The organism is Lysobacter sp. Root494 (assembly GCF_001427225.1).
Lineage (GTDB): Bacteria > Pseudomonadota > Gammaproteobacteria > Xanthomonadales > Xanthomonadaceae > Agrilutibacter.
In genome coordinates this window covers 352,098-376,160 of record NZ_LMFH01000001.1, presented here as the reverse complement: position 1 = coordinate 376,160, position 24,063 = coordinate 352,098, and the positions used below count along the sequence as shown (strand labels likewise).

The 24,063-nt window shown below is 66.1% G+C and carries 20 protein-coding genes and 1 tRNA gene; 8 read left to right on the top strand and 13 right to left on the bottom strand.

Going from position 1 to position 24,063, the window contains the following annotated elements; genetic code table 11:
- Window positions 1-86 precede the first annotated feature (86 nt).
- A complete protein-coding gene (locus ASD14_RS01540) occupies window positions 87-3,452 on the bottom strand; it encodes a TIM-barrel domain-containing protein (protein ID WP_056127859.1) in 3,366 nt (1,121 codons plus the stop codon).
- Window positions 3,453-3,728: 276 nt separating this feature from the next.
- On the opposite strand from ASD14_RS01540, the gene ASD14_RS01535 reads away from it, so the two are divergent.
- From ASD14_RS01535 to ASD14_RS01520, 4 genes are all read left to right on the top strand, one after another.
- Entirely contained in the window at window positions 3,729-4,895 is a 1,167-nt protein-coding gene (locus ASD14_RS01535; protein ID WP_056127856.1) for an SIS domain-containing protein, read from the top strand.
- Window positions 4,896-4,902: 7 nt separating this feature from the next.
- Window positions 4,903-5,862 carry an ROK family protein gene (locus ASD14_RS01530; protein ID WP_056127853.1) on the top strand — a complete coding sequence of 320 codons (960 nt, stop codon included), beginning with the start codon at window positions 4,903-4,905 and terminating at the stop codon, window positions 5,860-5,862.
- A gap of 161 nt (window positions 5,863-6,023) precedes the next feature.
- The gene (locus ASD14_RS01525; RefSeq protein ID WP_056127850.1) at window positions 6,024-7,361 is read left to right on the top strand and encodes a D-tagatose-bisphosphate aldolase, class II, non-catalytic subunit; all 1,338 of its coding nucleotides are present in this window, start codon (window positions 6,024-6,026) and stop codon (window positions 7,359-7,361) included.
- A 38-nt stretch (window positions 7,362-7,399) separates the two neighbouring features.
- Window positions 7,400-8,176, top strand: a complete 777-nt coding sequence (locus tag ASD14_RS01520) for a DeoR family transcriptional regulator (RefSeq protein WP_056127847.1) — start codon at window positions 7,400-7,402, stop codon at window positions 8,174-8,176.
- A 222-nt stretch (window positions 8,177-8,398) separates the two neighbouring features.
- Here the strand turns inward: ASD14_RS01520 and ASD14_RS01515 are convergent.
- From ASD14_RS01515 to dtd, 7 genes are all read right to left on the bottom strand, one after another.
- Window positions 8,399-8,474 (bottom strand) — tRNA-Ile (locus ASD14_RS01515).
- Window positions 8,475-8,525: 51 nt separating this feature from the next.
- Window positions 8,526-10,862, bottom strand: coding sequence for a GH92 family glycosyl hydrolase (locus ASD14_RS01510; protein WP_056127844.1), 2,337 nt, complete (start codon window positions 10,860-10,862; stop codon window positions 8,526-8,528).
- A gap of 83 nt (window positions 10,863-10,945) precedes the next feature.
- Window positions 10,946-11,212, bottom strand: a complete 267-nt coding sequence (locus ASD14_RS01505) for a DUF5985 family protein (protein ID WP_056127841.1) — start codon at window positions 11,210-11,212, stop codon at window positions 10,946-10,948.
- 1 nt (window position 11,213) lies between these two features.
- A complete protein-coding gene (locus tag ASD14_RS01500) occupies window positions 11,214-11,465 on the bottom strand; it encodes a DUF5985 family protein (RefSeq protein ID WP_056127840.1) in 252 nt (83 codons plus the stop codon).
- 1 nt (window position 11,466) lies between these two features.
- Window positions 11,467-11,847: a hypothetical protein gene (locus tag ASD14_RS01495; RefSeq protein ID WP_056127837.1), complete on the bottom strand. Its 381-nt coding sequence runs from the start codon at window positions 11,845-11,847 to the stop codon at window positions 11,467-11,469.
- Window positions 11,848-11,961: 114 nt separating this feature from the next.
- On the bottom strand, window positions 11,962-13,818 hold the full coding sequence (rpoD, locus tag ASD14_RS01490) for an RNA polymerase sigma factor RpoD (RefSeq protein ID WP_056127834.1): 1,857 nt from the start codon (window positions 13,816-13,818) through the stop codon (window positions 11,962-11,964).
- A 142-nt stretch (window positions 13,819-13,960) separates the two neighbouring features.
- The gene (dtd, locus tag ASD14_RS01485; protein ID WP_056127831.1) at window positions 13,961-14,401 is read right to left on the bottom strand and encodes a D-aminoacyl-tRNA deacylase; all 441 of its coding nucleotides are present in this window, start codon (window positions 14,399-14,401) and stop codon (window positions 13,961-13,963) included.
- Between the two features lie 210 nt (window positions 14,402-14,611).
- Here dtd and ASD14_RS01480 point away from each other — a divergent pair, with 210 nt between their 5' ends.
- From ASD14_RS01480 to ASD14_RS01470, 3 genes are read left to right on the top strand one after another with little or no spacing between them, the layout of a single operon-like run.
- On the top strand, window positions 14,612-15,541 hold the full coding sequence (locus ASD14_RS01480; RefSeq protein WP_056127828.1) for a lauroyl acyltransferase: 930 nt from the start codon (window positions 14,612-14,614) through the stop codon (window positions 15,539-15,541).
- Complete coding sequence (locus ASD14_RS01475; RefSeq protein ID WP_235565274.1) at window positions 15,538-16,035, top strand: PH domain-containing protein; 498 nt, start codon at window positions 15,538-15,540, stop codon at window positions 16,033-16,035. Before ASD14_RS01480 ends, ASD14_RS01475 begins: the two co-directional genes overlap by 4 nt.
- Entirely contained in the window at window positions 16,022-17,530 is a 1,509-nt protein-coding gene (locus tag ASD14_RS01470) for a PH domain-containing protein (RefSeq protein ID WP_082538659.1), read from the top strand. Before ASD14_RS01475 ends, ASD14_RS01470 begins: the two co-directional genes overlap by 14 nt.
- A 1-nt stretch (window position 17,531) precedes the next feature.
- On the opposite strand, the gene ASD14_RS01465 is transcribed toward ASD14_RS01470, so the two are convergent.
- On the bottom strand, window positions 17,532-18,584 hold the full coding sequence (locus ASD14_RS01465) for a CDP-glycerol glycerophosphotransferase family protein (RefSeq protein ID WP_200947007.1): 1,053 nt from the start codon (window positions 18,582-18,584) through the stop codon (window positions 17,532-17,534).
- Between the two features lie 22 nt (window positions 18,585-18,606).
- Here ASD14_RS01465 and ASD14_RS01460 point away from each other — a divergent pair, with 22 nt between their 5' ends.
- Window positions 18,607-19,368: a glycosyltransferase family 2 protein gene (locus ASD14_RS01460; protein ID WP_056127823.1), complete on the top strand. Its 762-nt coding sequence runs from the start codon at window positions 18,607-18,609 to the stop codon at window positions 19,366-19,368.
- A 12-nt stretch (window positions 19,369-19,380) separates the two neighbouring features.
- Here the strand turns inward: ASD14_RS01460 and ASD14_RS01455 are convergent, their stop codons facing one another.
- From ASD14_RS01455 to def, 4 genes are all read right to left on the bottom strand, one after another.
- Window positions 19,381-21,051 (bottom strand): glycosyltransferase family 39 protein, encoded by a 1,671-nt coding sequence (locus ASD14_RS01455; protein ID WP_082538658.1) that lies wholly within the window; start codon window positions 21,049-21,051, stop codon window positions 19,381-19,383.
- Window positions 21,052-21,190: 139 nt separating this feature from the next.
- A complete protein-coding gene (gene rsmB, locus ASD14_RS01450) occupies window positions 21,191-22,483 on the bottom strand; it encodes a 16S rRNA (cytosine(967)-C(5))-methyltransferase RsmB (protein WP_056127820.1) in 1,293 nt (430 codons plus the stop codon).
- Entirely contained in the window at window positions 22,480-23,400 is a 921-nt protein-coding gene (fmt, locus tag ASD14_RS01445; protein ID WP_056127818.1) for a methionyl-tRNA formyltransferase, read from the bottom strand. Before fmt ends, rsmB begins: the two co-directional genes overlap by 4 nt.
- A gap of 111 nt (window positions 23,401-23,511) precedes the next feature.
- Complete coding sequence (def, locus tag ASD14_RS01440; RefSeq protein WP_056127815.1) at window positions 23,512-24,033, bottom strand: peptide deformylase; 522 nt, start codon at window positions 24,031-24,033, stop codon at window positions 23,512-23,514.
- Window positions 24,034-24,063 lie beyond the last annotated feature (30 nt).

The window sequence follows — 24,063 nt, the reverse complement described above, 5'->3', positions numbered from 1 at the left end:
CGCTCAGGTTTTTTGGACAAAACACGGCCCGTGCCGCGGCCCGCAGGCCGCAGTGGGAAGTCGGCGTATGGAATGAAGCTGGGACGTCAGGGCGAAACGATGGTGGCCGCGTCGCCCTCCTGTCCGATCAGGACCGCATTGGCCCAATTGCCGCAGACCTGCGGGGGTTTCGCGCCCTGCGCACCGAGGGTGCGCAGGCTCAGGCGTTGCAGGCCGCGAATGTCGAGTTCGGGTTTGACCACCGCGGGCGCACGCACCAGCCCGCTGTCGTAGAGCAGGCGGTCGTCGCCCCAGACCTGGAACTGCATGCCGCCCGCGTCGCGGCAGCGATCGTCGATGCCGAGGTCGGCACGCAGCAGCTGCCAGTTGCCCTGCAAGCGCAAGTCGATGCGGCTGTCCGCATCGACGCCGAGCCCGCGACGGAAGTGCAGGCCGTTCATGCGCATGTCGCTGGCGCCGCCGAAGCCGCGATCGCGCGCGACTTCGTTGCCGAGTGCGGCAGGCAGCGTCAGCTCCGACAGGTAACGCTGCTGCGCGGGACGCTCGGCGGACACGTGTTCGAGTACGCGGAAGGTCGACAACGTGATCGGTCCGACATCGCGCGGACGCTGGACATCGAAGGCGCGCGCGCCTCCGGCCTTTGCGGCTTCCACCATCGGATCGGTTCCGCTGGCCGCATCGCCGTCCGGATTCTGTGCACTCAACACACGGAAGCGAAGCAGGCGACCGGCATGCGGCGCGAAGTCGATACGCTGCGGCGTCTCCTGCAACTTGAGCTGGCCGCGCACGATGGGTTCGCCCCATTCGCCGTTGCTGTCGGCCAGGTAGATCTCGTAGTCGCGGACCTGGCCGTGCTTCCAGTTCTTGTCGTTGCGCGGCGCCAGTTCGATGCCATCGAGCAGCTTGCGTTCGGCGAAACCGATCACCCACTCGTGCGCGCCGGTGCGCACGGCCTGGTTGCGCACGGTGCGGAACCACGTCGTGGGATCGTCATCGAAGGCGTTTTCGAGCGGGTGACCCGGTTCTTCCGCGGGACGGTTCACGACCAGCAGGCTGTCGGCGGGCAGCGCGCGGCCCAGTTCGGGCGCGGCGGGATAGGCGTCGTCGGCTGCAGCGGCGGAAACGGGGATTGCGAAGCGGAATTCGAGCGCGCGGCGGATGTCGACCGGCGCGGTGCGCACGTGCAGCGTGCCGCGGCGTTCGTTCGGATCGAAATACCAGCCTTCGGTTGCGGCGTCGTATGCGGCGCGATCAGCCTGCTTCGGCAACGCGCGGCCATCGAGTTCCAGCGCCTGCGGTGCCTTGCGGCTCAGCACGCGCAATGCATAGCGGCGTTGCGGCAGTTGGCCCTTGTACTCGCCCTTTACTGCATCGATGCGCACGCGCACTTCGCCACTGCCCCCTGCCTTTGACAGCATGTCCGGCGCGCGCATCGTGACGAGCTGTTCGCTCGCTTCGCCCTGCGCATAACGGCGCGTGTTGCCATCGTCCTCGTACAGCGTGTATTGCGATTCGCCCTGCGGATACAGGTCGAAGGTGATTTCGTCGAGCGGCTTCTCGCCGTCGAACAGCACCGCCGGATACATCGGCACGATCGCACCGGCGCGCACGAACAGCGGCAGCGTCGCGAGTTCGACCTGGCGATCGAGATCGCGGCCCTGCGCGCCGGCCTGCACGACGCGGCCATCCCAGTAATCGATCCAGCGGCCCGGCGGCAGGTGGATGTCGCGACGCCAGCCGCGGCTCGCGGCCTGGCTGCGGTACACCGGTGCGACGAGGAGATCGCGTCCGAGCAGGAACTGGTACTTGTGCGCCTCGGTGAGTGCCTGCGGATCCTGCGGGTAATCCCACATCAAACCGCGCACGATCGGCGCGCCGGTGCGCTCCGCTTCGCGCGTCAGCCCGTACATGTACGGCGTCAACCGCATCTTCAGCTTGAGGTAGTCGCGGTTGATGCTGCGGTACGGTTCGTCGAACGCCCACGGATGCTTGCGCGAATTCGCGGACCAGCCCGACATGCCCATCAGCACCGGCGTGAAGCTCTTCCACTGCAGGTCGCGGGTGAAGGTTTCCGCGCTGCCACCGAAGATGCCGTCGACGTCGCCGGTCGCGTACGCATAACCAGACAGGCCCGAACCGATCAGCGTCGGAATGTGCCAGCGGATGTAGTCCCAGCTGCCGCTCTGGTCGCCAGTCCACGCCACCGCGTAACGCTGGATGCCGGCCCAGCCCATCACCGTCCACAGGAACGGGCGCGAATCGGAATTCTTGAGGATGCCGTTGTAGGCGGACTGGTTCGCGTCCATCGCGAACTGGTAGCCCTTGCCAGTCCAGGCGACGTCGAGCTTCTGCACCCGCGTGCCGGCAGTGCCGACTTCCCACGCGATCTTGTCGACGCCGTTCTCGGTCCACAGCCCGGTGCGGAAGCCGTATTTCGCCAGGCCCTGCACGACTTTCGGCAGGTCGGTGTAGCCGCAGCCATAACCGTCGTTGGGCAGGATCCAGCCGCCGGGCATGTCGTGTTCGCGGTATTGCTTCGCGACGCTGTCGATCACGTCCGGCGTGGTGCCGGTGGGACCGTCGCTCCAGCCTGCGGGGACAGTACCGGGCTTCTTCCTGTTGTCGCCATCGTTGTAGCAGTCGGCATCGCCGTAGGAGAGCGCCCAGCGCGGCAGCATTCCAGCGCGCCCGGTCAGCGCGGTGTAGCGGTCGAGCAGCTCGTGCAGGCTGGCGCCGACGAAGTAGTACGCGTCGAAACGATCTTCGCGATGCAGGAGAGTTGCTGCTTCGGGTTCGCGCAGGTCGTAGCTGCCGTCGCTCCAGGTGTTGCGCAGCATCCCCCAGCCGCGCGAACTGAGCAGCATCGGCGCGGGACTCGGGCGATCGCCTTCTTCCCAGCCGCCGGAATAGGAGATTTCCAGTTCGCGGCCCTTGAACTCGAAACGGCCGTTCTGCTGGCCGCCACCAAAGAAGCGCTCGCCGGCTTCGCTGGAAAGCACCTGCACGCTTTGCGCCGGCGCGATGTCCAGCGACTGCAGTTCGTGCCATAGCGGCACCGCCTTGCCGGCGTCGAGGCGATCGAGCGCGAAGCGCAGTGGCCGGCGCTGGACGTGCAGCACCAGGGCATCGGTGCGGATGCGCACTTCGCCGGCGTCCTCTTCCAGGCTGGAACGAACCGGCATGGCCGTTTGCGGCACCACGATCGGCGCGGCCTTGTCGCCCGCGGGCAGCAGCTTGCCGGCGCGACCGGCCTGCACGTGCAGTACGTCGTCCCGCAACAGGTCGACGCGGATGCGGACGCCGGTATCGGTGGTCAGCTCCCACGCCGGCGCATGTTCGCTGGTGGACGTCGCGGCGATGCCGCGCAGGTTGCCGATTGGCTCGGCCCATGCCGGGCTGGCGATGCCCATCAGCACGAGCGGCACCGCGTTGACCCAAGTGCGCGTTTTCATCTGCCTCAACCCCGGAATGCCGAACTTCCGGCCGACTCTAGGGCAGCGCGTCGAAAAAAGTCAACGAAATTGAAAGAAAATAGTAAGTAATTTAATGCTAAACGAAAGATTGTGCAAAGCACAACTTTCGTAAACCTACCAAAAAGCTCCAATCCAGCAATTCCATCTGGCAAATCCAGTGCACGTGAAGCCAAGCGAATTCTTTCAATAATCTTTCGAAGTTTGACATTTCGAAAGAAAATGCCGATCTTGCACGGCGACTCACGGAACCCACGAATGGCCGCCAACCTGCTCCCCGATTCGTCCGCCTGGCAGCGCCTGGGCGGGCAATACACCGCCAGGGAAATCGCCCAGCAGCCCGTCATCTGGAAGCAGTTGGCCGCAGCGCTGGACCAGGCACACCCTCGGATCGACGCATTCCTTGGCGACTGGCTGCGGCAGCCTGCCCACCGGGTGATCCTCACCGGCGCCGGCAGTTCCGGCTTCATCGCCGAGATGGTCGCCGACCAGATCAACGCGCAGTGGCCGGCCGAAGTGCGCGCGGTGCATACCACGAGCCTGCTTACCCACCCCGGGCTGTATCTGGACCGCGATCGCCCCACCCTGCTGGTGTCGTTCGCCCGCAGCGGCTCCAGCCCGGAAAGCACGGCCGCGGTAGACGTGGTGCGCGAACAGGTAACGACAACGCGCTTCCTGGACGTCACCTGCAATGCGGACGGCGAACTCGCGCGGCGCGGCCGCGACCGCGCGGATACGTTCACATTGCTGATGCCTGAAGCCAGCTGTGATCGCGCCTTCGCGATGACCAGCAGCCTGAGCTGCATGATGCTCGCGGCACTGTGCGTCTTCGAAACCGCCCCGTGGCCGCAGCGCACGCAACGTTTGCGCACGCTCGCCATGCATGGCCAGGAGGCGCTGACGGCATGGGATGAACGCATTGCCACGCTTGCCCAGGCGCCGTACGCGCGGGTGATCTATCTCGGCAGCGGCCCGCTTGAAGCACTCGCCCGCGAATGCGCGCTGAAGCTGCTCGAACTCACCGCAGGCCGGGTCCTGGCACTGGCGAATACGCCGCTGGGTTTCCGCCACGGTCCCAAGTCCACGCTGGATCGCGAGACGCTGGTCGTGATGGTGCGCAGTGCGCAGCCGCTGGCGCGCCGGTACGAGCACGACCTGCTCGACGAACTCCGGCGCGACGGCGTCGCCGGACGCGTGCTCTCGGTGGGACCGTTGTCTGGGCTTCGAGGGCCGGAGGAGGACGAAACCCGCGACTTCACCATCGCTGCGCTTGACCTGCCCGATCCGTGGCTCGCCCCGCTGTGGCTGACCATGGCGCAACGCTATGCGCTGCAGCGCTCGGCCGCGCTCGGCTTCACTCCCGACAATCCATTCCCGGACGGCACGGTCAACCGTGTCGTCCAGGGCGTGACCATCCATCGCTAGGCGCGCCATGCAACTCTGCTACGGCCTCGATATCGGCGGCACCAAGATCGAACTGGTCGCCTGCGATGAAACGCTGGCGGTTTGCCATCGCCGCCGCGTCGACACGCCCACGCAGGATTACGCCGCGTTCGTGCAGGCGGTGGCTGCGCTGGTCGAAGCCGTCGATGTCGAGTTGGGTATCGCGGCTCATGCGATCGGCATCGGCCTGCCGGGCGTGGTCGACCGGGCCAGCGGATGCCAGCTCAGTGCGAACGTTCCGGCGCTGACCGGGCAGCGCGTCGGACACGATCTGCAGCAACGCCTGCAGCGTCCACTGCACATCGGCAACGACCTGCAGTGCTTCGCCCTGTCCGAAGCACATGGCGGTGCGGCGGAAGGCTACCCAAGCATGTTCGGCGTCATCCTCGGCACCGGCGCGGGCGGCGGATATTGCGTCGAAGGCCGCCTGATCTCCGGGGCCAACGGCATCGCCGGCGAATGGGGCCACTGGACCGTGCCGGCCACGTTGCTGGCGAAGCATTCGCTGCCCATCTTCGACTGCGCCTGCGGCCTGCGCGGCTGCGTGGAGCGCTACGTATCCGGCAGCGGACTCGCCTTTCTTCACCGGCATCTCGGCGGCGAAGTCAGCGATGCGGCGACGGTGATCGCACTCGCGCAGCGGGGCGACGACGTCGCATCGCGGGCGCTCGTCATCCATCGCGATCTGCTCGGCCATGCACTGGCGAGCGTGGTGATGGCGCTCGATCCGCACGTCATCGTGCTCGGCGGCGGCCTGTCGAAATGCGAGGCGCTCTATCGCGAACTGCCCGCCGCGATCGCGCCCTATCTGTTCAGGGGCGTACGCGTGCCGCCGCTCCTGCCACCGAAATTCGGTGATGCCGGCGGCGCCCGTGGCGCGGCGTTGCTGGCGCGGCAGCGCAGCCTGTATCGGCTTCATTCCCGCGAAGGCGGGGATACCGCGCCTTGAAGGACTCGAGACACTGGATTCCCGCTGACCAGCCTTCGACTGTGATGAAGCGCTTCGCGGGAATGACGACCCAGAATCAAAAACCAACTTCAACTTCAACTTCAACTTCAACACCAACACCAACACCAACACCAACACAGCCAGCGCAGAGACGACAACGCATGTCCACCATCCAGTCCCTCATTGCCGCCCATCGTCGTGGCGAAAACGTCGGTCTGTACAGCGTGTGCTGCAGCAATGAACAGGTGCTGCTGGCGGCGATGCAGGTCGCGCGGCAATACGACACCGTGCTGCTGATTGAAGCGACTTCCAACCAGGTCGATCAGTTCGGCGGTTATACCGGCATGAACCCGACACAGTTCCGTGATTACGTGTTGCAGTTGGCGCGCACGCAGCAGTTCCCGGTCGAACGCCTGATCCTTGGCGGCGACCACCTCGGCCCGAATGCATGGCAGAAGCGTCCCGTCGCCGAAGCGATGGCGAATGCGCGCGAGCTCATCCGCGCCTACGTCGCCGCCGGCTTCCACAAGATCCATCTCGACTGCAGCATGTCATGCGCGGGCGACCCCGTGCCGCTGCCGGATGAAATCGTGGCGGCGCGTTCGGCCGAACTGGCGCGCATCGCCGAGTACACCGCAGCCGAAGCGGGATTGCCTCCGCCGGTCTACGTCATCGGCACCGAGGTGCCGGTGCCGGGCGGTGAAAGCTCGCTCGGCGGCGGTGTGCAGGTGACGGCCCCGCAGGCCGCGGCCAGAACCCTGGACATCCACCGCGAAGCCTTCGCGGCACCGGACCTCGCGTCCGCATGGGAGCGCGTGATCGCGATGGTGGTGCAGCCCGGCGTCGACTTCGACCACAGCGATGTGCAGCACTACGATCCGCAGGCCGCGATTGCGTTGTCGGATTTCGTCGAAACGCAGCCACGCATCGTGTTCGAGGCGCATTCCACCGATTACCAGACCGAAGGCGCGCTGCACGCACTGGTGCGCGACCACTTCGCGATCCTCAAGGTCGGTCCGGCAGCGACGTTCGCCTTCCGCGAGGCACTGTTCGCGCTCGCGGCGATCGAGGACGAACTGCTTCCGCTGCTGCAGCGCTCGCAGCTCGTGGCAACGCTGGATCGCTGCATGGTTGAACGGCCAGGTCACTGGCAGAACCACTATCACGGCAACGAGCACCAGCTGCACCTGCTGCGCCGTTACTCTCTGAGCGATCGCTCCCGCTACTACTGGGGTGAACCGGACGTGCAGGCCGCCATCGGCGCGCTGGTCGAAAACCTGCGGCGACATGCGCCACCACTGATCCTGCTCAGCCAGTTCCTGCCAGAACAACACAGCGACGTGCTCGCCGGACGCCTCGAACCCGAACCGCTTGCGCTGATCCGGCACAAGGTTGCCGCCCGCCTGGCCGAATACGCCCGCGCCTGCGCGCGCAACCAGGCCGGCGTGCGCGACCGTATGCGCGCAAACCGCACTGCCCCAGCCACGACGCTTCCGTGACGGTAAGCTCGCCCTTCCCATTCCCACGACCGACACGCATGCGCAACACCCGCCAACGCCGGCAACAGATCCTGCAACTGCTGGTCCAGCACGGCAGTGTGCAGGTGGCCGATCTGGTCGAGCGTTTCGGCGTGTCGTCGGTGACCATCCGTGCCGACCTGTCGCAGATCGAATCGCAAGGCCTGGCCACGCGCACGCACGGCGGCGCCAGCCTGCTGCGCACGCCGCCGCTGGAACAGGACATCCACGAGAAAGACACGCTCAACCTGCCGCTGAAGGAATCGATCGGCGCGCACGCGGCGCGACTGGTGAAGCCCGGCGACAACATCATCATCGACTCGGGCTCGACCACGATGACGCTCGCACGGCACCTGCGCGGCCATCGCGACGTCACGGTGATGACGAATGGCCTCAACATCGCCTGGGAACTGGCGAACGCGCCCGGCGTGAACCTGCTGCTGACCGGTGGCCAGCTGCGCAAGGAGTCGCTCTCTCTACACGGCAGCCAGGCCGAAGCAAGCCTGACCACCTACAGCTTCGACACGCTGTTCCTCGGCGTGGACGGACTCGACCTGCAGTTCGGCCTCACTACGCACAACGAAGCCGAAGCCAGCCTCAACCATCGCATGGTCGAGCGCGCACGCAAGGTCGTGGTGCTGACCGATGCCTCGAAGTTCGGCCGTGTGAGCCTGCATCGCATCGCGCGGCTCGACCAGGTCCACGCGGTGATCACCGACGCTGGCATCAGCGACGATTACCGCGATGGACTGCAGCGGTTGAACATCGAAACGATCGTCGTCGGAGCCTCGGCGTAAGCCGGGCGGCGCGGGTTCCTGCGGCCGCGCGCATCCCGGTCGCATCGCGACAACACTGTCCATTCCGTCAGCGCAATCAGATGCAGAAGCCGTTGATTGCGCAGAGCGCAGCGTGAAGCAACCGATGAAGAGACTGGATACAGCCGTTCAAACAGCGCCGCAAATAACGGGGCTTCGCGCCGCTTTCCGGTTACCGCGGAAAGCCGGCCTTGAACACATGTGTGGTGGGCCCACCAGGACTCGAACCTGGAACCAAAGGATTATGAGTCCTCTGCTCTAACCATTGAGCTATAGGCCCGTGCGCGGGCATTTTATCAGGCTCCGCCGCGCGCACCCGGCGATACGGCGCTCACTGCACCGACATCGAATAGGGGCGGACCGCTGTGGGACCCGGCCACTCGCGGTTCGGTTCGGCCTGCATGGTGAAGCGCAGTTCGCCACCGGCCATGATCTCGTCGTGGCGCAGGAAGGCGCGCTGCAGTGGCTTGCCATTGAGCAGCGCGCGGCCGATGTACGGATGCGCGTCGTCGAGGTCTTCGGCGATCACCGTGAAGTGCTTGCCATTCGGCAGGTTCAGCGCAGCACGCGCCAGGAACGGGCGGCCGATGATGTACTCGTTGCTGCCCGGCGTGATCGGGTAGAAGCCGAGCGCCGTGAACACATACCACGCAGACATCTGACCGAGATCATCATTGCCGGCGAGGCCGTCCGGACGCGGCGCGTACTGGCTTTTCATGATTCCGCCCAGCCGCTGTTGCGTGCGCCACGGCTGGCCCGCAGCGGCGTAGAGGTAGGCAACGTGGTGGCTGGGTTCGTTGCCGTGCGCGTACCAGCCGATCAGGCCGGTGATGTCTTCCATGTGCGCGAAGATCTTCGGGTCGACCTTCGCATCGAAGACCTGATCCAGGCGCGCCAGCAGTTTGTCTTCGCCACCGTGCACCTGCGCGAGGCCGGCGATGTCCTGCGGCACGTACCACGAGTACTGCCACGCGTTGCCTTCGGTGTAATCACTGCCGTAACCACTGGTGGTCGGATCGAACGGCTCGCGGAAGCTGCCATCGCGCTTGCGCGCGCGCATGAAGCCGGAGGCGGGATCGAATGCGTTGCGCCAATTGGCAGCGCGCCTGAAGAACGTGTCGGCAACGTCCTTGCGTCCCATCGTTTGCGCTACGCGCGCGATCGTCCAGTCATCGAAGGCGTATTCGAGCGTTTTCGAGGCGGCCTCGCCTTCCTCGTCGATGGGCACGTAGCCCAGTTGCATGTACTGCGCGATGCCGTCGTAGGGACCGTAAGTCGCGCTCGCGGTCATCGCCTGCAGCGCTTCATCGGCGTCGTAGCCACGAATGCCCTTCATGTAGGCATCGGCGATTACCGGCACGGCGTGGTACCCGATCATGCACCACGTTTCCTGGCCGTGGAACGCCCATATCGGCAGCACGCCATACGGGCTCTCGCGACGCGCGGCCAGTAACGAATTGACGATGTCGTTCGTGCGTTGCTCGGGCTGCACCAGCGTCAGCAACGGGTGCAGCGCGCGATAGGTGTCCCACAGCGAGAACGTCGAGTAGTTCGTGTAGCCCTTCGCCTGGTGCACGGCGTTGTCGGGACCGCGATAGCGGCCGTCGCTGTCCATGAAGAGGCTCGGCCCCATGAACGTGTGGTACAGCGCGGTATAGAAACTGCGGCGCTGCGCCTCCGGCGCATCCACTTCGACCGCGGACAGTGCCTGCGTCCATTGCGCACGCGCGTCGGCGCGCACCCGATCGAAGTCCCAGCCCGGCATTTCTGCATCGAGATTGGCAATCGCGTTGTCTTCGCTCACCGGCGAGATCGCCACTTTCACGACCAGCTGCTTGCCGGCGGCACCCCCGAAGTCGAACGCGGCTACCAGTTGGCGTCCTTCGATCTGCGCGCGCTGCGTTGGATCTTTTTCGCCCGGCGGCGGGAAACCCTTGTAGACGACGTCCTGCTCGGTGTCGTGGAACTGGTGGCCGGTAAGCGGCTTCGAGAAGCGCATCGCGAAGTACAGCTGCCGTCCCGGCGCCCAGCCGCGCGTTTCGCGGAAGCCGGTGACGGTGCCATCCGGACGCAGTCGCAGTCGCGACCACAGCACCTTGCCGGGGTAGTCGTACATGCTTGTGCGCAGGTCGACGAGCACGTGTGCCGGTTTGTTCTTCGGAAACGAGTAGCGATGCACGCCTACGCGCGCGCTGGCCGTGAGTTCGGCGCGGACGCTGTAGTCATCGAGGGTCACCGCGTAATAGCCGGGCTCGGCGGTTTCATTCGCGTGCTGGAAGCGCGAGGTGTAGCCGCTGCCGGGTTGCGCGGCATCACCGCGCTCGAGCTTCACTTCGCCGGTCACCGGCATCAGCAGCACGTCGCCGAGATCGGAGTGGCCGGTCCCGGAGAAATGCGTGTGCGAGAAACCTACGATCGTGTTGTCGTCGTAACGGTAGCCGGCGGCCCAACCGTAGGCTTCCCTGCGCGGTTTGATCTGCGTGTCCGGGCTGAGCTGGATCATGCCGAAGGGCACGGTCGCGCCGGGAAACGTGTGGCCTTCGCCGCCGGTGCCGATGAACGGATCCACCGATCGATAGGCCTGGTCTGAAGCGATCGCCGTCGCAGGCAATGCCAGCGCGGCCCACAAAACGGAGCCGCCGATCAATCCCCACGTGCGCTTGCGCATCTGTGACTCCAAATGGTTTGCCCCGCGGCAATGTTCGCTGCTGAATGCAACGGCTGCCAGTGCGCGGTTCGGCGGTTCGCGGGCTACTGGCCTTTCCGCCGCGGGAAGTTCTTGGCAAAGATCGCCCACAGGATCAGCAGGTACGAGCCGAGGCGGATGAGGTAGTACAGCCCCGCTTCCTCGTCGTAGACGCCGCCCAACGCGAAGATCGTGCGGTTGATCGCTTCGATCAGGAACGAGAGGCCGAAGTAGAGGAAGAAGCGGTCGCCGGTGTTGCGCCAGAAACGGAAAAAGTACAGCGCAGCAACCGCGCAGGCCATGGCGATGGCGCCCAGCAGGAAGGTTTCCATCTCACTTCTCCTCGAATACCAGGCCGTACAGCAGCAGCGCGACCGACACCAGCGAGACGCCGAGCCGCAACAGGCCCAGGTCCGGCACTGTCACGGCATCGACTGCGATCAGCGCATTGCTGATCGACAGCCCCGCGAAGCACAGGCCGCTCCAGAACAGCATTCGCGAGCCGGTCCTGCGCGCACCGACGAACAGCATGATTGCGCACGCGAGGGCGGTAATCGCACAAAGGGCATAGGTCAGGGCCACCATGTCACGTCTCCTTGCGCCAGCGGAAGGCATCGGCGAAGCGCTGCGCCTTCCGGTCCGAGGTGGAATGAATGAGTTCAGCGACTTCGACCACGTGGCGCGCGTACACGCCCGCCAGCCGGTCCACGATGCGGGCGATCTCCGCATCGCGCGCATCGAAACGCCAATCGCCGGCTTCGTGCCGCGCCAGATGGTGTCCTTGCAGGTCGGCGAGCAGGCGCGACGCAGAGGATTCGTCGATATACAAACGCGCCGCCATGGCATCGGAACTCCATGACGCCAATGGATCGGAGTGCAGCAACAGCAGCGCCTCGAGATGCGGCACGGACTCGATTACGGCCAACAGGAATCGCCGGACATCGGCGGGGACGTTGGATGCGCTCATCACACAGGCGAAGGGAACCCCGCACGCATGCTGGCATGGCAAATGTAAGCAAAATGAAAAAGCCCGCCGAAGCGGGCCCTTTCAATGCGGACGCGGTGCGCCCGGGCGATGCGATCAGTCGATGTCGAGGAACGAACGCAGCTGTTCCGAACGCGACGGATGACGTAGCTTGCGCAGCGCCTTTGCTTCTATCTGGCGAATGCGCTCGCGGGTGACGTCGAACTGCTTGCCGACTTCTTCCAGCGTGTGGTCGGTGTTCATGTCGATGCCGAAGCGCATGCGCAGCACCTTGGCTTCCCGCGGGGTCAGGCCGGCGAGTACGTCGCGCACGGTTTCCGAGAGGTTGATGTTGGTCGTCGCATCCACCGGGGACTCCACATTGGTGTCCTCGATGAAGTCGCCCAGATGCGAGTCCTCGTCGTCGCCGATCGGCGTCTCCATGGAGATCGGTTCCTTCGCGATCTTCATGACCTTGCGGATCTTGTCTTCCGGCATGTCCATTTCCTTGGCCAGCTCCTCCGGCGTGGCCTCGCGGCCGTACTGCTGGAGCATCTGGCGGGAAATGCGGTTGAGCTTGTTGATCGTCTCGATCATGTGCACCGGGATGCGGATGGTGCGCGCCTGGTCGGCGATCGAGCGGGTGATCGCCTGGCGGATCCACCACGTCGCATACGTCGAGAACTTGTAGCCGCGGCGATATTCGAACTTGTCGACCGCCTTCATCAGGCCGATGTTGCCTTCCTGGATGAGGTCGAGGAACTGCAGGCCGCGGTTGGTGTACTTCTTGGCGATGGAGATGACGAGGCGCAGGTTGGCCTCGACCATTTCCTTCTTCGCCTTGCGCGCCTTGGCTTCGCCATAGGCCATCGCGCGGCTGATTTCCTTGAGGTCGGCCAGGGTCAGCCTGTTCGCCTGTTCGATGGCGATCGTGGCTTCCTGCTCGCCGACGATCTGGTCCTTGACGTCGCGCAGGCCCGAGGACCACTTCTGCTTGCGCTTGAGCACGTCGTCGACCCAGCCGAGGTTGGTCTGGTTGCCTTCCCACGCGCGGATGAAATCCTTGCGCGGCATCTTGGCCACGCGCGTGGACAGGTCGAGGATCCGGCGCTCGTGGTCCTTCACCGAGTTGACGACGTCGCGCAGGTTCTTCACCAACGTGTCGGTCAGGCCCAAAGGAAGCTTGAGCGTGACGAAGACTTCCGCCATTTCCTCGCGTGCCTTGAGCGTGCTCTTGTGCGTCGGGCCGTGCTTGGCGTAGGCCTTCTCGAAGCGACCGTAGGCATCGGCGATCTTGCCCAGGCGCTCGGCGACTTCGGCCGGATCCGGACCGGTCGGGCCGGCCTCCTCGGCTTCCTCGTCGGCACCGGCGACTTCGACGTCTTCGTCTTCCTCGTCGGCGTCCACTTCGGCGGCCGCGACCGGCACCGGCTCGGGTTCGGGCTCGGCGTCGAGAAAACCGACGACGATCTCGGCCAGGCGCTTCTTGCCGGTCTTGTGGGTTTCGTAATCGGTGAGGATGTGCGCGATCGTGGCCGGGAACGAGGCCAGCGCGGCCTGCATCTGGTTCAGGCCTTCCTCGATGCGCTTGGCGATGGCGATTTCGCCTTCGCGGGTCAGCAGTTCGACCGTGCCCATCTCGCGCATGTACATGCGCACGGGGTCGGTGGTACGGCCACCTTCGCCATCGAGCGCGGTCAGCGCGGCGGCGGCTTCTTCGGCAGCGGTTTCATCGACTTCGCGGCCCGGGCTGGCTTCGCCGGCGAGCAGCAGGGTTTCGGCGTCGGGCGCGACTTCGTGCACCGCGATGCCCATGCCGTTGATCATGCCGATGATGTCTTCGATCTGCTCCGCGTCGACCATGTCGTCGGGCAGGTGGTCGTTGACTTCGGCGTAGGTCAGGTAGCCCTGTTCCAGGCCCTTGCTGATCAGCTGCTTGATGTCGGACTGGGGCGCCGGACGTTCGTTGGCCATGGAGTGGACACCAGAGGGGTACTAAGGGAACCAAGCATTATACCGCTCCGCGGGATGCTTGGCTTGCGGAATTGTTCAACGCGCAGCCGCGCGCCGGGAACCAGAGGCGCCGTGGCGGGCCGTGGGTTCGCGGGCGGTCCGGCTAGGCTTTCAGCAGGAACGTCACCGGACCGTCGTTGACCAGGCTGACCACCATATGGGCACCGAAGCGCCCGGTTTCCACCCCTGTCGAGTGCTTTTGCCGGCACGTTGCCAGCAACCGGTTGAAGACGGGTTCAGCCAGTTCCGGCGCCGCCGCGGTGGAGAAGCCAGGGCGCATGCCGCTGCGCGTGTCCGCGGCCAGGGTGAACTGGCTGACCAAAAGCAGCCCGCCGCCGGTGTCGGCGACGCTGAGGTTCATGCGGCCCTGCCCGTCGTCGAAGACACGGTAGCCAAGCAGGCGTTCGCTCATGCGCGCGACCTGCGGTTCGCCGTCGCCGGGTTCGACGCCAACCAGGGCGAGCAGCCCGGGACCGATCGCGCCCAGGGTTTCGCCATCGACGGTGACACGGGCTTCGGTGACGCGTTGGATGAGGGCGAGCATGCGGAGGCCGGCAATCGGAATGGAGGGATTCTGCTTCGCGCATCATTTCCGCGAAAGCGGGAAACACTTCATTGCAGTCGAAGGCTGGTCATCCTGACGTTGATTTGCCTTGCCGGGCATGCCAAAAAACGAAGCAAAGTCCGCGGATCCTCGTCCCCACGGGAATGAGGAGCAAAAAGCATCCGCTGCCTACCGGCTAAACTCGCCGCGATGGCCGACCTCCTCGCCCGCATCCTCTTCTTCCTCGCCACCCTGCTCACGCGCCTGCGCTGGCCCTGGCTGCTGCGAATGGCCGACGGGATCGCAATGTTGATGCTGCGCCGGAACACGCGCGAAGCGAGGGTCGCGCGCCGCAACCTCGAACTGATCCAACCGGACCTGCTGCCCGCGCAGCGCGACGAACTGCAGCAGCGCATCGTCCACACCACTGCGCGGCAGGCGCTCGAAACGCTGCGGCTGTGGACCCATCCGCACACCGACAACCTCGCGTTGATCCGCGAACGGCACGGCGTCGAGCTGTTCGACGCCGCCATCGCCGCCGGCCGCGGCGTGATAGTGGCTGCGCCGCATTACGGCAATTGGGAATTGCTCAACCAGTGGCTCGCGTCGCACACGCCACTGGCGATCCTGTACGCACCCCCGGAATCGGACATCGGCGACGCCTTCCTGCGCCGCGTGCGCGCCGATGACGCCAACTCGTCGCGCGTCACGCAGGTCCGCGCGGAAGGGCCTGGCGTGCGCCAGCTGTTCAAGATCCTCAAGGACGGCGGCGTGGTCGGCATCCTCCCCGACCAGCAGCCCAAGCAGGGAGATGGCGAATTCGCCCCGTTCTTCGGCGTGCCCGCGTTGACGATGACGTTGCTGGGGCGGCTCGCGCACCGCACCGGCGCCGCGGTCGTGTTCGCCTGGTGCGAGCGCATCGACAGCGGCCACGAGGGGCAGCCCGCCTTCGCGTTGCACATCGAAGCCGCGCCCGAAGCCGTCGCCGACCCCGATCCGATGGTCGCGGTCACCGCGCTCAACGCGGGCGTCGAACGCATCGCGCGTCGCGACCCCTCGCAGTATCAGTGGACGTACAAGCGCTTCACGCTGCGGCCCTCCGGCAGCGGCTACGACAATCCCTACCGGGGCATCCGTTGAACATCGACGAAACCATGCCGGATGCCGCGGGCGTCCCGGATTGGCAACCATTGCCGGAACGTGCGCGGCTGTTGTTTGCGATCTCGCGCACGGGACTGGCGATTCCCCTGGGCGTCGCCGGTTTCGTGTTGTTCCGGGTTTTCGGGCTGCCAGCATTTGCGGGCCTGCTCGGCGGCATCGTTCTCGCCGGTGGCTTCGGTCTGTGGCTGGGATTCCGCCAGTTCCGCCACGTGGCATGGCGGCTCGACGCCGATGGGCTCGCGATCCGCCGCGGCCGGCTGTACCAGCGCGAAACGCGCGTGCCGGTCACGCGCGTGCAGCACCTCGATCTCAAGCGAGGACCGTGGCAGCGCCGCCGCAACCTGGCGACGTTGATCGTGCACACCGCCGGAACGCGCCACAGCGCCGTGACGCTGGCGCATCTCGATGCGGACGACGCGGAGCGCCTGCGCGACGTGCTCGGGCGGCAGATCGATCGCGATGACGACGACTGAACCGGTACCGCCGGACGCTCCCGGCAACGTGGACACAACGCAGGCCGATCATCGGCTGCACCCGATGTCGTGGCTGTTCGTGCTACTGCAGCAACTGCGCCAGTTCGTGGTGCCCTTGATCGCAGCGTTCTTCTTCGGCGGTGACCGCAATGAGCTGTGGCCACTGATTGGTGTCGGCGTGCTCGCGGTCGTCGCCGTGTGGCGCTACTTCACTTATCGCTACGGCTTCACCGGCGAGGCGCTGGTGGTGCGCAGCGGCCTGCTCGAGCGCAGCGTGCGGGTGATTCCGTTCGCGCGCATCCACAACGTCGCATTGCAGCAGTCGCTGCTGCACCGCGTCTTCGATGTCGCAGAAGTGCGCCTGGAGTCCGCTGGCGGACAGAAGCCCGAGGCGGAAATGCGCGTGCTCAAGCTAAGCGATGCCCTCGCGCTGGAAGCACTGGTGCGCCGCCGTGGCGCGAGCGCCGAAGCAACATCGGCCGCAAACCAGCCTTCAGAGCTGTTGTTTCTAGCCACCGGCGAAATCGTGCGCCTGGGGCTGGTTTCCAATCGCGGGCTGATCGTCGCCGGTGCGGCGATCGGCGGCCTGTCGCAGATGAGCCCACGCCTCCTGCCTAATCTCGTCGATCGCTGGGGCGAATGGTTGCTCGGGTGGGCATCGCACAACGGCGCGCAGCAGCCCGGGCACTACGCGATCGCGGGCGTGACCCTGGTGTTGCTGGTCATCGGCTTGTTGCGCCTGTTCTCGATCCTGCTCGCGCTGCTGCAGTACTACGGCTTCCGCCTGAGCGAAACCGGGCGCCGGCTGACGGTGGAACGCGGGCTGCTCGCACGCTGGCGCACGAGCGCGTCGCGCCGCCGCATCCAGGCGTGGACGCTGCGCGAAGGCGTGATGCATCGCCTGCTCCGGCGCCGCAGTCTCGACATCGACACCGCCGTTGCGGAACAACACAACCAGGAACGCGCATTGCGCGAACTCGCGCCGGTCGCCACGCCGGATGCCTGCGACGCGCTGATCGCGCATGTACTGCCGCGCTCCGGGTGGCCTCAACTCGAATGGAAGCCGCTATCCGCGCGCGCGTGGTGGCGGCTGATGCTGCCTGCCGTGTTCGCTTCGTTGCTCATGTCGAGCATCGCAACGTGGTGGCTGGGCATGTGGGGATTGTTGGCGCTGCTACTGGTTCCATGCAATGCGTACGTCGCGCGCCGCCACGCTCGCACCGCTGGCTATGCGGCCGACGGCGAACTCATCGCGGTACGCGAAGGCTGGTGGCGCCGACACTGGCGGTTCGCCGAAATCGACAAGCTGCAAGCACTGCATCTCACGCGCAATCCGCTGGACCGACGGTGCGGCACCGCCACGCTGTGGCTCGACACCGCGGGCGCAAGCGCGATGGCGCCTCCGCTGCGCATTCGTTTCCTGCCGGAAACCGAAGCACGCGCTCTCTGCGACCGGCTCTCCGAGACGCTGGCACGACGCGCGTTGCGCTGGTGACTCAGCGGCCCCAGTAACCCAGGTCGCGACGGATCTGCAGGCGCCGCCACACGGACGACAGCGGCTTGCGAGACAGCTCGCCCAGCTCGCCGGCGAGCAATGAATGCGTCGCCGCGATCACGCGCTCGGAAGAACGTCCGTCGCGATACGGATGGATGGCATCCGCATACGCGGCGAGCGCATGAAGCAGCTGCTCGTCGGGCGCGAACGCCCGCGCCAGCATCGCGGGGAGATGCGCTGGATCGGTGAAGTCGATCATGTGCGGCTTCGGCGCGCGATTGCGGAACGTCACGACCGGCTTGCGCTGCACGACAAATTCCGAGACCACCGATGTCGTATCCGCAAGCAGCACATCGGCCGCGCGCTGCGCGGTCACCAGCTGCTCGGTTTCTACGAACGCCGCGTTCGGACCCGTCAGTGCGCGGTAGCGCGCGAATAGTTCCGGCGCACACTTCGGATGCAGGGTCAGCAGCCAGTAGCGCTCGCCGCTCGCTACTTCGGCAGCGATAGCGTCGAGCAGATGCGGCGCGGCGCTGAGCCGCTCCGTGAAGGTCGAAGCGAACATGACCACCGGCCGCCCCATCGCCGGTGCGCGCAGGATCTGCGCGTCGCTGTCGTCCGCGCTGAACAAGGGATCCAGCTTGGGCCAGCCGGTTTCGACTACGGCGAAGTGCCGCTCGCGTTGCGCGAGCGCCTGGAACGGCGCCGTCGTCGCCGGCCCCTGCGTGCAGTACAGGTCGAACAGGCCGCGCACCCGGAAATGACCACGCTCGTCGGAGCGCTTCTCGACGTTGAAGCCGTGGAACAGCTGCACTTTCGCACCTGAGACGAACGTCGGCACCCAGTTCGCCGCGCTGAATACCGCGCGCGGTTTCAGCGCCACCGCTTCACGCAAACCGACCATGCGTACCGGTGAAGGCAACGCGGCGGACGCGGCCCCATCGGCGAACCATGCATGCACGCCATGACCCGCGGCTTGCAGCGCATGCGCCAGCGGTTGCAGGATGGGCAGCGCGTAACGCTCGGTCGCGAACAACAGGTAATCCGCCATCAACGCTTCCCCGCCCACCACGGCCGTGCCGGTTTCGGCTTGCATTATCACGTTCAACGAGGCCGACCGCATCGGCGACTGCATCGCCTCGCTCGCGTTCTGCGATGAGATCGTGGTCGTCGACTCGCATTCGACCGATGCGACCGTGGAGATCGCGCAGCGGATGGGCGCGCGCGTGCTGCAGCGGCCATTCGACGGCTTCCGCAGCCAGAAGCAGTTCGCGATCGAGCAGGCCACGCACGACTGGGTGCTGTGCCTGGATGCGGACGAGCGTGTCAGCGATGCGCTGCGAGCCGCGATTGAAGCCGAGCGCGCTGGCGGTTTTGCGGGCGCGGCGGGCTATCGATTCGCGCGGCTGAGCGAATACTTCGGCAAGTTCCTGCGCCATGGCAATGCCTACCCGGATCGTGTTCTGCGGCTGTTCGACCGGCGGCGTGGCGGCTGGCGTGGCACTCGCGAAGTGCATGAGGCGGCGAGCGTCGACGGTGAAGTGCGCACGTTGCGTGGCGACCTCATCCATTACCCGTATCGCTCGCTCGAACAGCAACTGCTGAAGACGCAGCGTTACGCCCGCATGATGGCCGAGCACGATTTTGCCCGTGGCAAGCGCGCCACGCTGGGCAAGCTGATCGTGTCGCCGGCGTGGCGCTTCTGGCGCGGCTATGTGCTGCGCGGCGGCTTCCTCGACGGCTGGCATGGCCTCGTCTACGCCTACGTGCGCGCCAACTACGTGCGGCAGAAGACCATCATGCTATGGATGCTACAGAACGGCCAGCGGGTGGCGTAAGCACGCAAGGTTTCACCTGCACGCGATAGACGCACTCCCCGGCACGAGCCACCATCCACGCCGGTTCGCATTGCCAAGGAACTGCGACTGGCCTTGGTCGACACACTTCGCCAGCGCCTCGTCCTGCACCAGCAGCCAGCGCGATTGCGGCTGCTGCGCCTGCCATGCGAGGCCACGCCGCATCTGCTCGTCGAAGGCGACCTTGAAGCCAAACTCGGCGGGCTTGCGATCGGCCATCAACAGGTTCTGTTCGCGCCAGGCAACGAGGCCAAGTTCGGCTCGAGGTCCGATCCGTTCGCCGACTTCGCGCATCAGCCCGCGTGCGGAGGACGAATCGTTGAGCAATGGCATGACCACGAGACCCACGAGCACCCACAACCCCGTCAACGTCGACACCATGGCTGCTGCCGGACGGCGACGCCCGAACCACAGCACGCTCGCCACACCCCATGCACCAATGGCCACGAATGCACCGGCGAGGGATTGCGCAACAGCTTCGAGACTGCGTTCGGCGACGAAACGGCGTTCGAAGCCGGGATCGCCGAACCACATTGCCAGTCCCGCCAGCAGCACTACGCCGGCGAGGATTGCAGTGAAGCCGATGACCACGCGGCGCGCCCACAGCTTGCGCAGGATGCCCGGCAGCAAGGGCGCGAGCGCGAGGCAGGCCATCGGCAGCGCAGGCAGGATGTACATGTCGCGCTTGCCGCCTGGAATCGAGAAGAAAACCAGCACCAGGCCCCACCACGCGAGCGGCAGCAAGTAGCGCGGATCGCGGCGCTGCAATCGACGTTTCCATGCGGGCACGGCCCAGAACAGCGCGAGCATGGTCGGCAGCCACATCGTGGCGACGACTTCGAGGAAGTACCACACGGGCTGCGCGTGATCGAACGAGGCGGCGTACCGCTTCGCCGTCTGCCGCAACAGGATGTCGTTCATGTAGGCGCGGTAATCGTCCGAGCCGTGGCCGAGCGCGGCGACGATCATCGGCACCGCCCACACGGCGATCGCGGCGAAGAATGCGAGCGGGCCGAGCCAGAACTTCGCGCGATCCGCATGCACGCGCACCGGCCAGCCGCGCAGCGACGCGATGCCTGCGGGAATCAGCATCAGCAGCGCGATGATGCCCACGCCCTTGGTAATCACGCCCAGGCCTGCCGCGAACCAGCCCAACATCCACATGCGCCAGTCCGGTCCGCGCAACAGATGCCGCAGCAAGCCGTAATTGGCCAGCGTGATCCAGAACACCACAACCGGGTCGATCTGCGCCTTCTTTGCCTGCCAGGTGAACTGCAGCGCGAACAGCACTGCATATCCCGCGTATACGCCGACGCGGCGCGTCCACAGGCGCCTGCCCAGGTCGAGCACGCACCACAAGGTACCGAGCGACGCCAGGAGCGAAGGCAGCAGGAAGGCGACACGCCAGTTGTGGAAGACCGAGTACATCGCGGCCTGCAGCCACATGAACAACGGCGGCTTGTCCGAATACAGTTCCGCGCCGCGATGCGGGAACAGCCAGTCGCCGCTTTCGATCATCTGCTTCGCGACGAGGGCGAAACGCGGCTCGTCCGCGGGCCACGGATCGCGCAGTCCGAGGCCCGCACCGAGCACGAGCAGGGCGATGAGCCAGAACAGCCAAGTGTCGCGGGAGCTAAGCGGGAAGGTGCGCGGCGTCTTCAGCATGGCGCGGATGATAGCCGTGCGCTGCCGCGTTCGTGTCGGAGCCGCCTATTCCTCGCGACTCCCGCCTGGGAGGGCGAGAAAGGCGCCCGGTAACGTGCGTTGAGCGCACGATGGCGTTGCTACGTGCGCACAGCGCACGCTAGCCCTTGCGCAAGCGCGCGTAGAAGAAGCCGTCGCCACCCTGCTCGCCGGGGAAACGCTGCCGGCCGGCGCCACTGGCGCGGCCAAAACTGTCATCGAGCGTTTCGGGACTGGCATCCGGCGTCCGTGCGAGAAAGGCATCGACCTGCGCTTCGTTCTCCGTCTTCAGCACCGAGCAGGTCGCGTACACCAGCGCACCGCCCGACGCGAGCGTCTTCCAGAGCGCATCGAGCAGCTGCGCCTGCGTCGCGAGCAATGGAGCGAGATCGGATTCACGGCGATGCATCAGCACGTCGGGCTGGCGGCGCACGATGCCGGTGGCCGAACACGGTGCGTCGATCAGCACGGCGTCGAGCAGCGTGCCGTCCCACCATTGTTCGAGGCGGATCGCATCGGCCGCCAGCACGCGGGCGTTTGCGCCCACACGCAGGCGTTCGAAGGTGCTGCGTACGCGTTGCACGCGCGTCGCATCCACGTCGAGCGCGATCAGCCGCAACGCGGGGTCGCGCTCAAGCAGGTGCGCGGACTTTCCGCCTGGCGCCGCGCAGGCATCGAGCACGCGCGCACCCGAAGGCAACGCCAGTGCATCGGCGACACGCTGTGCGGATACGTCCTGTATCGAGACGTCGCCTTCGGCGAAGCCCGGAAGCTGCGCAACGGCGATACCGGATTCGAGGCGCAGCGCATCGGCGGCCGCGGGATCGGGCTGCGCTTCAATGCCTGCGTCCCGAAGGCGCTGGAGATAGGCGTCACGCGAGTGGCGCAGGCGGTTCACTCGTAGCCACAGCGGCGGCGTCTGCGCGCTGGCTTCGAGAATGCGCGCATGGTCCTGTGGCCAGTCGCGCTCGAGGCGCGCGCGCAGCCATTGCGGCCAGTGTGCTGCGGGATCGCCCGGCGGCAGGCCTTCGCGCTGGGCGCGACGGAGCAAGGCGTTGACCATGCCGGCCTGGTGCGCGCGCCCTAGCGAGCGCGCCGCTTCCACCGTTGCGGCGACGGCGGCGTGGGCGGGAAGCGCGAGTGGATCGAGCTGGGCTAAGCCGGCATAAAGCAGCGCGCGCAATTCGTCGTCGCGACGGCCGAGCGGCCGCGGAATCCACGACTTCAATGCGGATTCAAATCGCGACGGCTGGCGCAGCACCGCGAAGCAGATCGCTTCGACCAGCGCGCGATCGCGTACGTCGTCGAGCCTGGGCAATTGCGCGGCGAGTTCGGCTTTGAGCGAACGGCCGCGATGCAGCACCGCATCGAGCACGCGTGCCGCCGCGGCGCGCGATGCGGCGCCGTTGCTCACGCCATCCTCAGGTCGGGACGGCCGTTGAGATAGTCGGCGACGGTAATCGCCTTGCCGCCTTCGCGCTGCAGGACGCGGATGCGCAGCACGCCCTCGCCACAAGCTACGTCGAGGCCATCGCGGGCGGCGCGCAGCAAGGTGCCCGGCGCGACGTTGTGCGCTTCATCGACGGCCACCGCGCCATGCAGGCGCAGGCGTTCGCCCGCGACGACGGCTTCGGCCATCGGCCACGGATTGAAGGCGCGCACCTTGTTGGCGAGCACGATGGCCGGCTGCGACCAGTCGAGCTTGGCTTCGGCCTTGTCGAGCTTGTGCGCGTAGGTCACGCCGATCCCGGGTTGTGCCTTCGGCACCGGACGGATGCCGGCGCGCAGCAGGCCGAGCCCGTCGACCAGCACCTGCGCGCCGAGCGCGGCCAGGCGATCGTGCAGTTGGCCGCCGGTTTCGTTCTCACCGATATCGAGCGCCTGCGAAAGCAGGACCGGACCGGTGTCGAGCCCCTTCTCCATCTGCATCAGGCACACGCCGGACTGCGTGTCGCCTGCTTCGATCGCACGCTGGATCGGCGCGGCTCCGCGCCAGCGCGGCAGCAGCGAGGCATGCACGTTCCAGCAACCATAAGTGGGAATGTCGAGCACCGACTGCGGCAGGATCAAGCCGTAGGCGACGACGATCATCAGGTCCGGCTTGAATGCGCGCAGTGCGTCCTTCGACACCACCGACTTGAAATTCTCCGGCTGCACGACTTCGATTCCGCGCAGCAGCGCCTCGCGCTTCACCGGCGACGGCGTGAGCTCGCGGCCGCGGCCGGCGGGGCGGTCGGGCTGGGTGTAGACCGCGACGACTTCGTTGCGCTGCGCGGCAGCACGCAGGCTGGGCACGGCGAAGTCGGGAGTGCCGGCAAAAACGATTCTCATCAGGCGAAACCATTATCCGGAAGCGGAAAGAAGCGAAGCGCCGACATCACTGCCAGCGCTTCACGGATGGGCACGAGACGGAAGAACGCGGAGCACGCGTCCTTCGAAGGTTTACGCCGCGTCGTCCGCCAGACGGCGCTGCTTCGCCAGCTTCTTGCGCACCATCTCGCGCTTGAGCGGCGAAAGGTAGTCGACGAAGAGCTTGCCGACGAGGTGATCCATCTCGTGCTGCACGCAGACCGCGAGCAGGCCGTCGGCTTCGAGTTCGAAGGGCTGGCCGTTGCGATCCAGCGCCTGCACCGTGATCTGGTTGGAACGGGTGACGTCGGCGAAGATGCCCGGCACCGACAGGCAACCTTCCTGGTACACCTGGTCGCCGTCGCGCGCAGTGATCACCGGGTTGATGAAGACCAGCGGCCGGGTTTTGTCCTCGGTCACGTCTATCACCATGAAGGTCTGGTGCACGTCGACCTGGCTCGCGGCCAGGCCGATGCCCGGCGCGTCGTACATGGTCTCGAACATGTCATCGAGCAGGCGCTGGAACGCGGGATCGGCGATCTTCGCGGGATCGACCGGGACGGCCTTGGTGCGCAGTCGCGGGTCGGGGAATTCAAGGATGGGGAGCAGGGCCATGATTCGTATCTCTATACCCTCCTGTCCGGA

Bases quoted from the DNA above. Each gene is read 5' to 3' on its own strand.
- ASD14_RS01470 (WP_082538659.1), top strand. From the start codon at position 16,022: ATGACGACGACTGAACCGGTACCGCCGGACGCTCCCGGCAACGTGGAC.
- fmt (WP_056127818.1), bottom strand. From the start codon at position 23,400: ATGAGAATCGTTTTTGCCGGCACTCCCGACTTCGCCGTGCCCAGCCTG.
- ASD14_RS01510 (WP_056127844.1), bottom strand. From the start codon at position 10,862: ATGCGCAAGCGCACGTGGGGATTGATCGGCGGCTCCGTTTTGTGGGCC.
- dtd (WP_056127831.1), bottom strand. From the start codon at position 14,401: ATGCTCGCCCTCATCCAACGCGTCACCGAAGCCCGTGTCACCGTCGAT.
- ASD14_RS01500 (WP_056127840.1), bottom strand. From the start codon at position 11,465: ATGGTGGCCCTGACCTATGCCCTTTGTGCGATTACCGCCCTCGCGTGC.
- ASD14_RS01495 (WP_056127837.1), bottom strand. From the start codon at position 11,847: ATGAGCGCATCCAACGTCCCCGCCGATGTCCGGCGATTCCTGTTGGCC.
- ASD14_RS01505 (WP_056127841.1), bottom strand. From the start codon at position 11,212: ATGGAAACCTTCCTGCTGGGCGCCATCGCCATGGCCTGCGCGGTTGCT.
- ASD14_RS01525 (WP_056127850.1), top strand. From the start codon at position 6,024: ATGTCCACCATCCAGTCCCTCATTGCCGCCCATCGTCGTGGCGAAAAC.
- ASD14_RS01530 (WP_056127853.1), top strand. From the start codon at position 4,903: ATGCAACTCTGCTACGGCCTCGATATCGGCGGCACCAAGATCGAACTG.
- def (WP_056127815.1), bottom strand. From the start codon at position 24,033: ATGGCCCTGCTCCCCATCCTTGAATTCCCCGACCCGCGACTGCGCACC.
- ASD14_RS01520 (WP_056127847.1), top strand. From the start codon at position 7,400: ATGCGCAACACCCGCCAACGCCGGCAACAGATCCTGCAACTGCTGGTC.
- ASD14_RS01480 (WP_056127828.1), top strand. From the start codon at position 14,612: ATGGCCGACCTCCTCGCCCGCATCCTCTTCTTCCTCGCCACCCTGCTC.
- rpoD (WP_056127834.1), bottom strand. From the start codon at position 13,818: ATGGCCAACGAACGTCCGGCGCCCCAGTCCGACATCAAGCAGCTGATC.
- ASD14_RS01540 (WP_056127859.1), bottom strand. From the start codon at position 3,452: ATGAAAACGCGCACTTGGGTCAACGCGGTGCCGCTCGTGCTGATGGGC.
- ASD14_RS01455 (WP_082538658.1), bottom strand. From the start codon at position 21,051: ATGCTGAAGACGCCGCGCACCTTCCCGCTTAGCTCCCGCGACACTTGG.
- ASD14_RS01535 (WP_056127856.1), top strand. From the start codon at position 3,729: ATGGCCGCCAACCTGCTCCCCGATTCGTCCGCCTGGCAGCGCCTGGGC.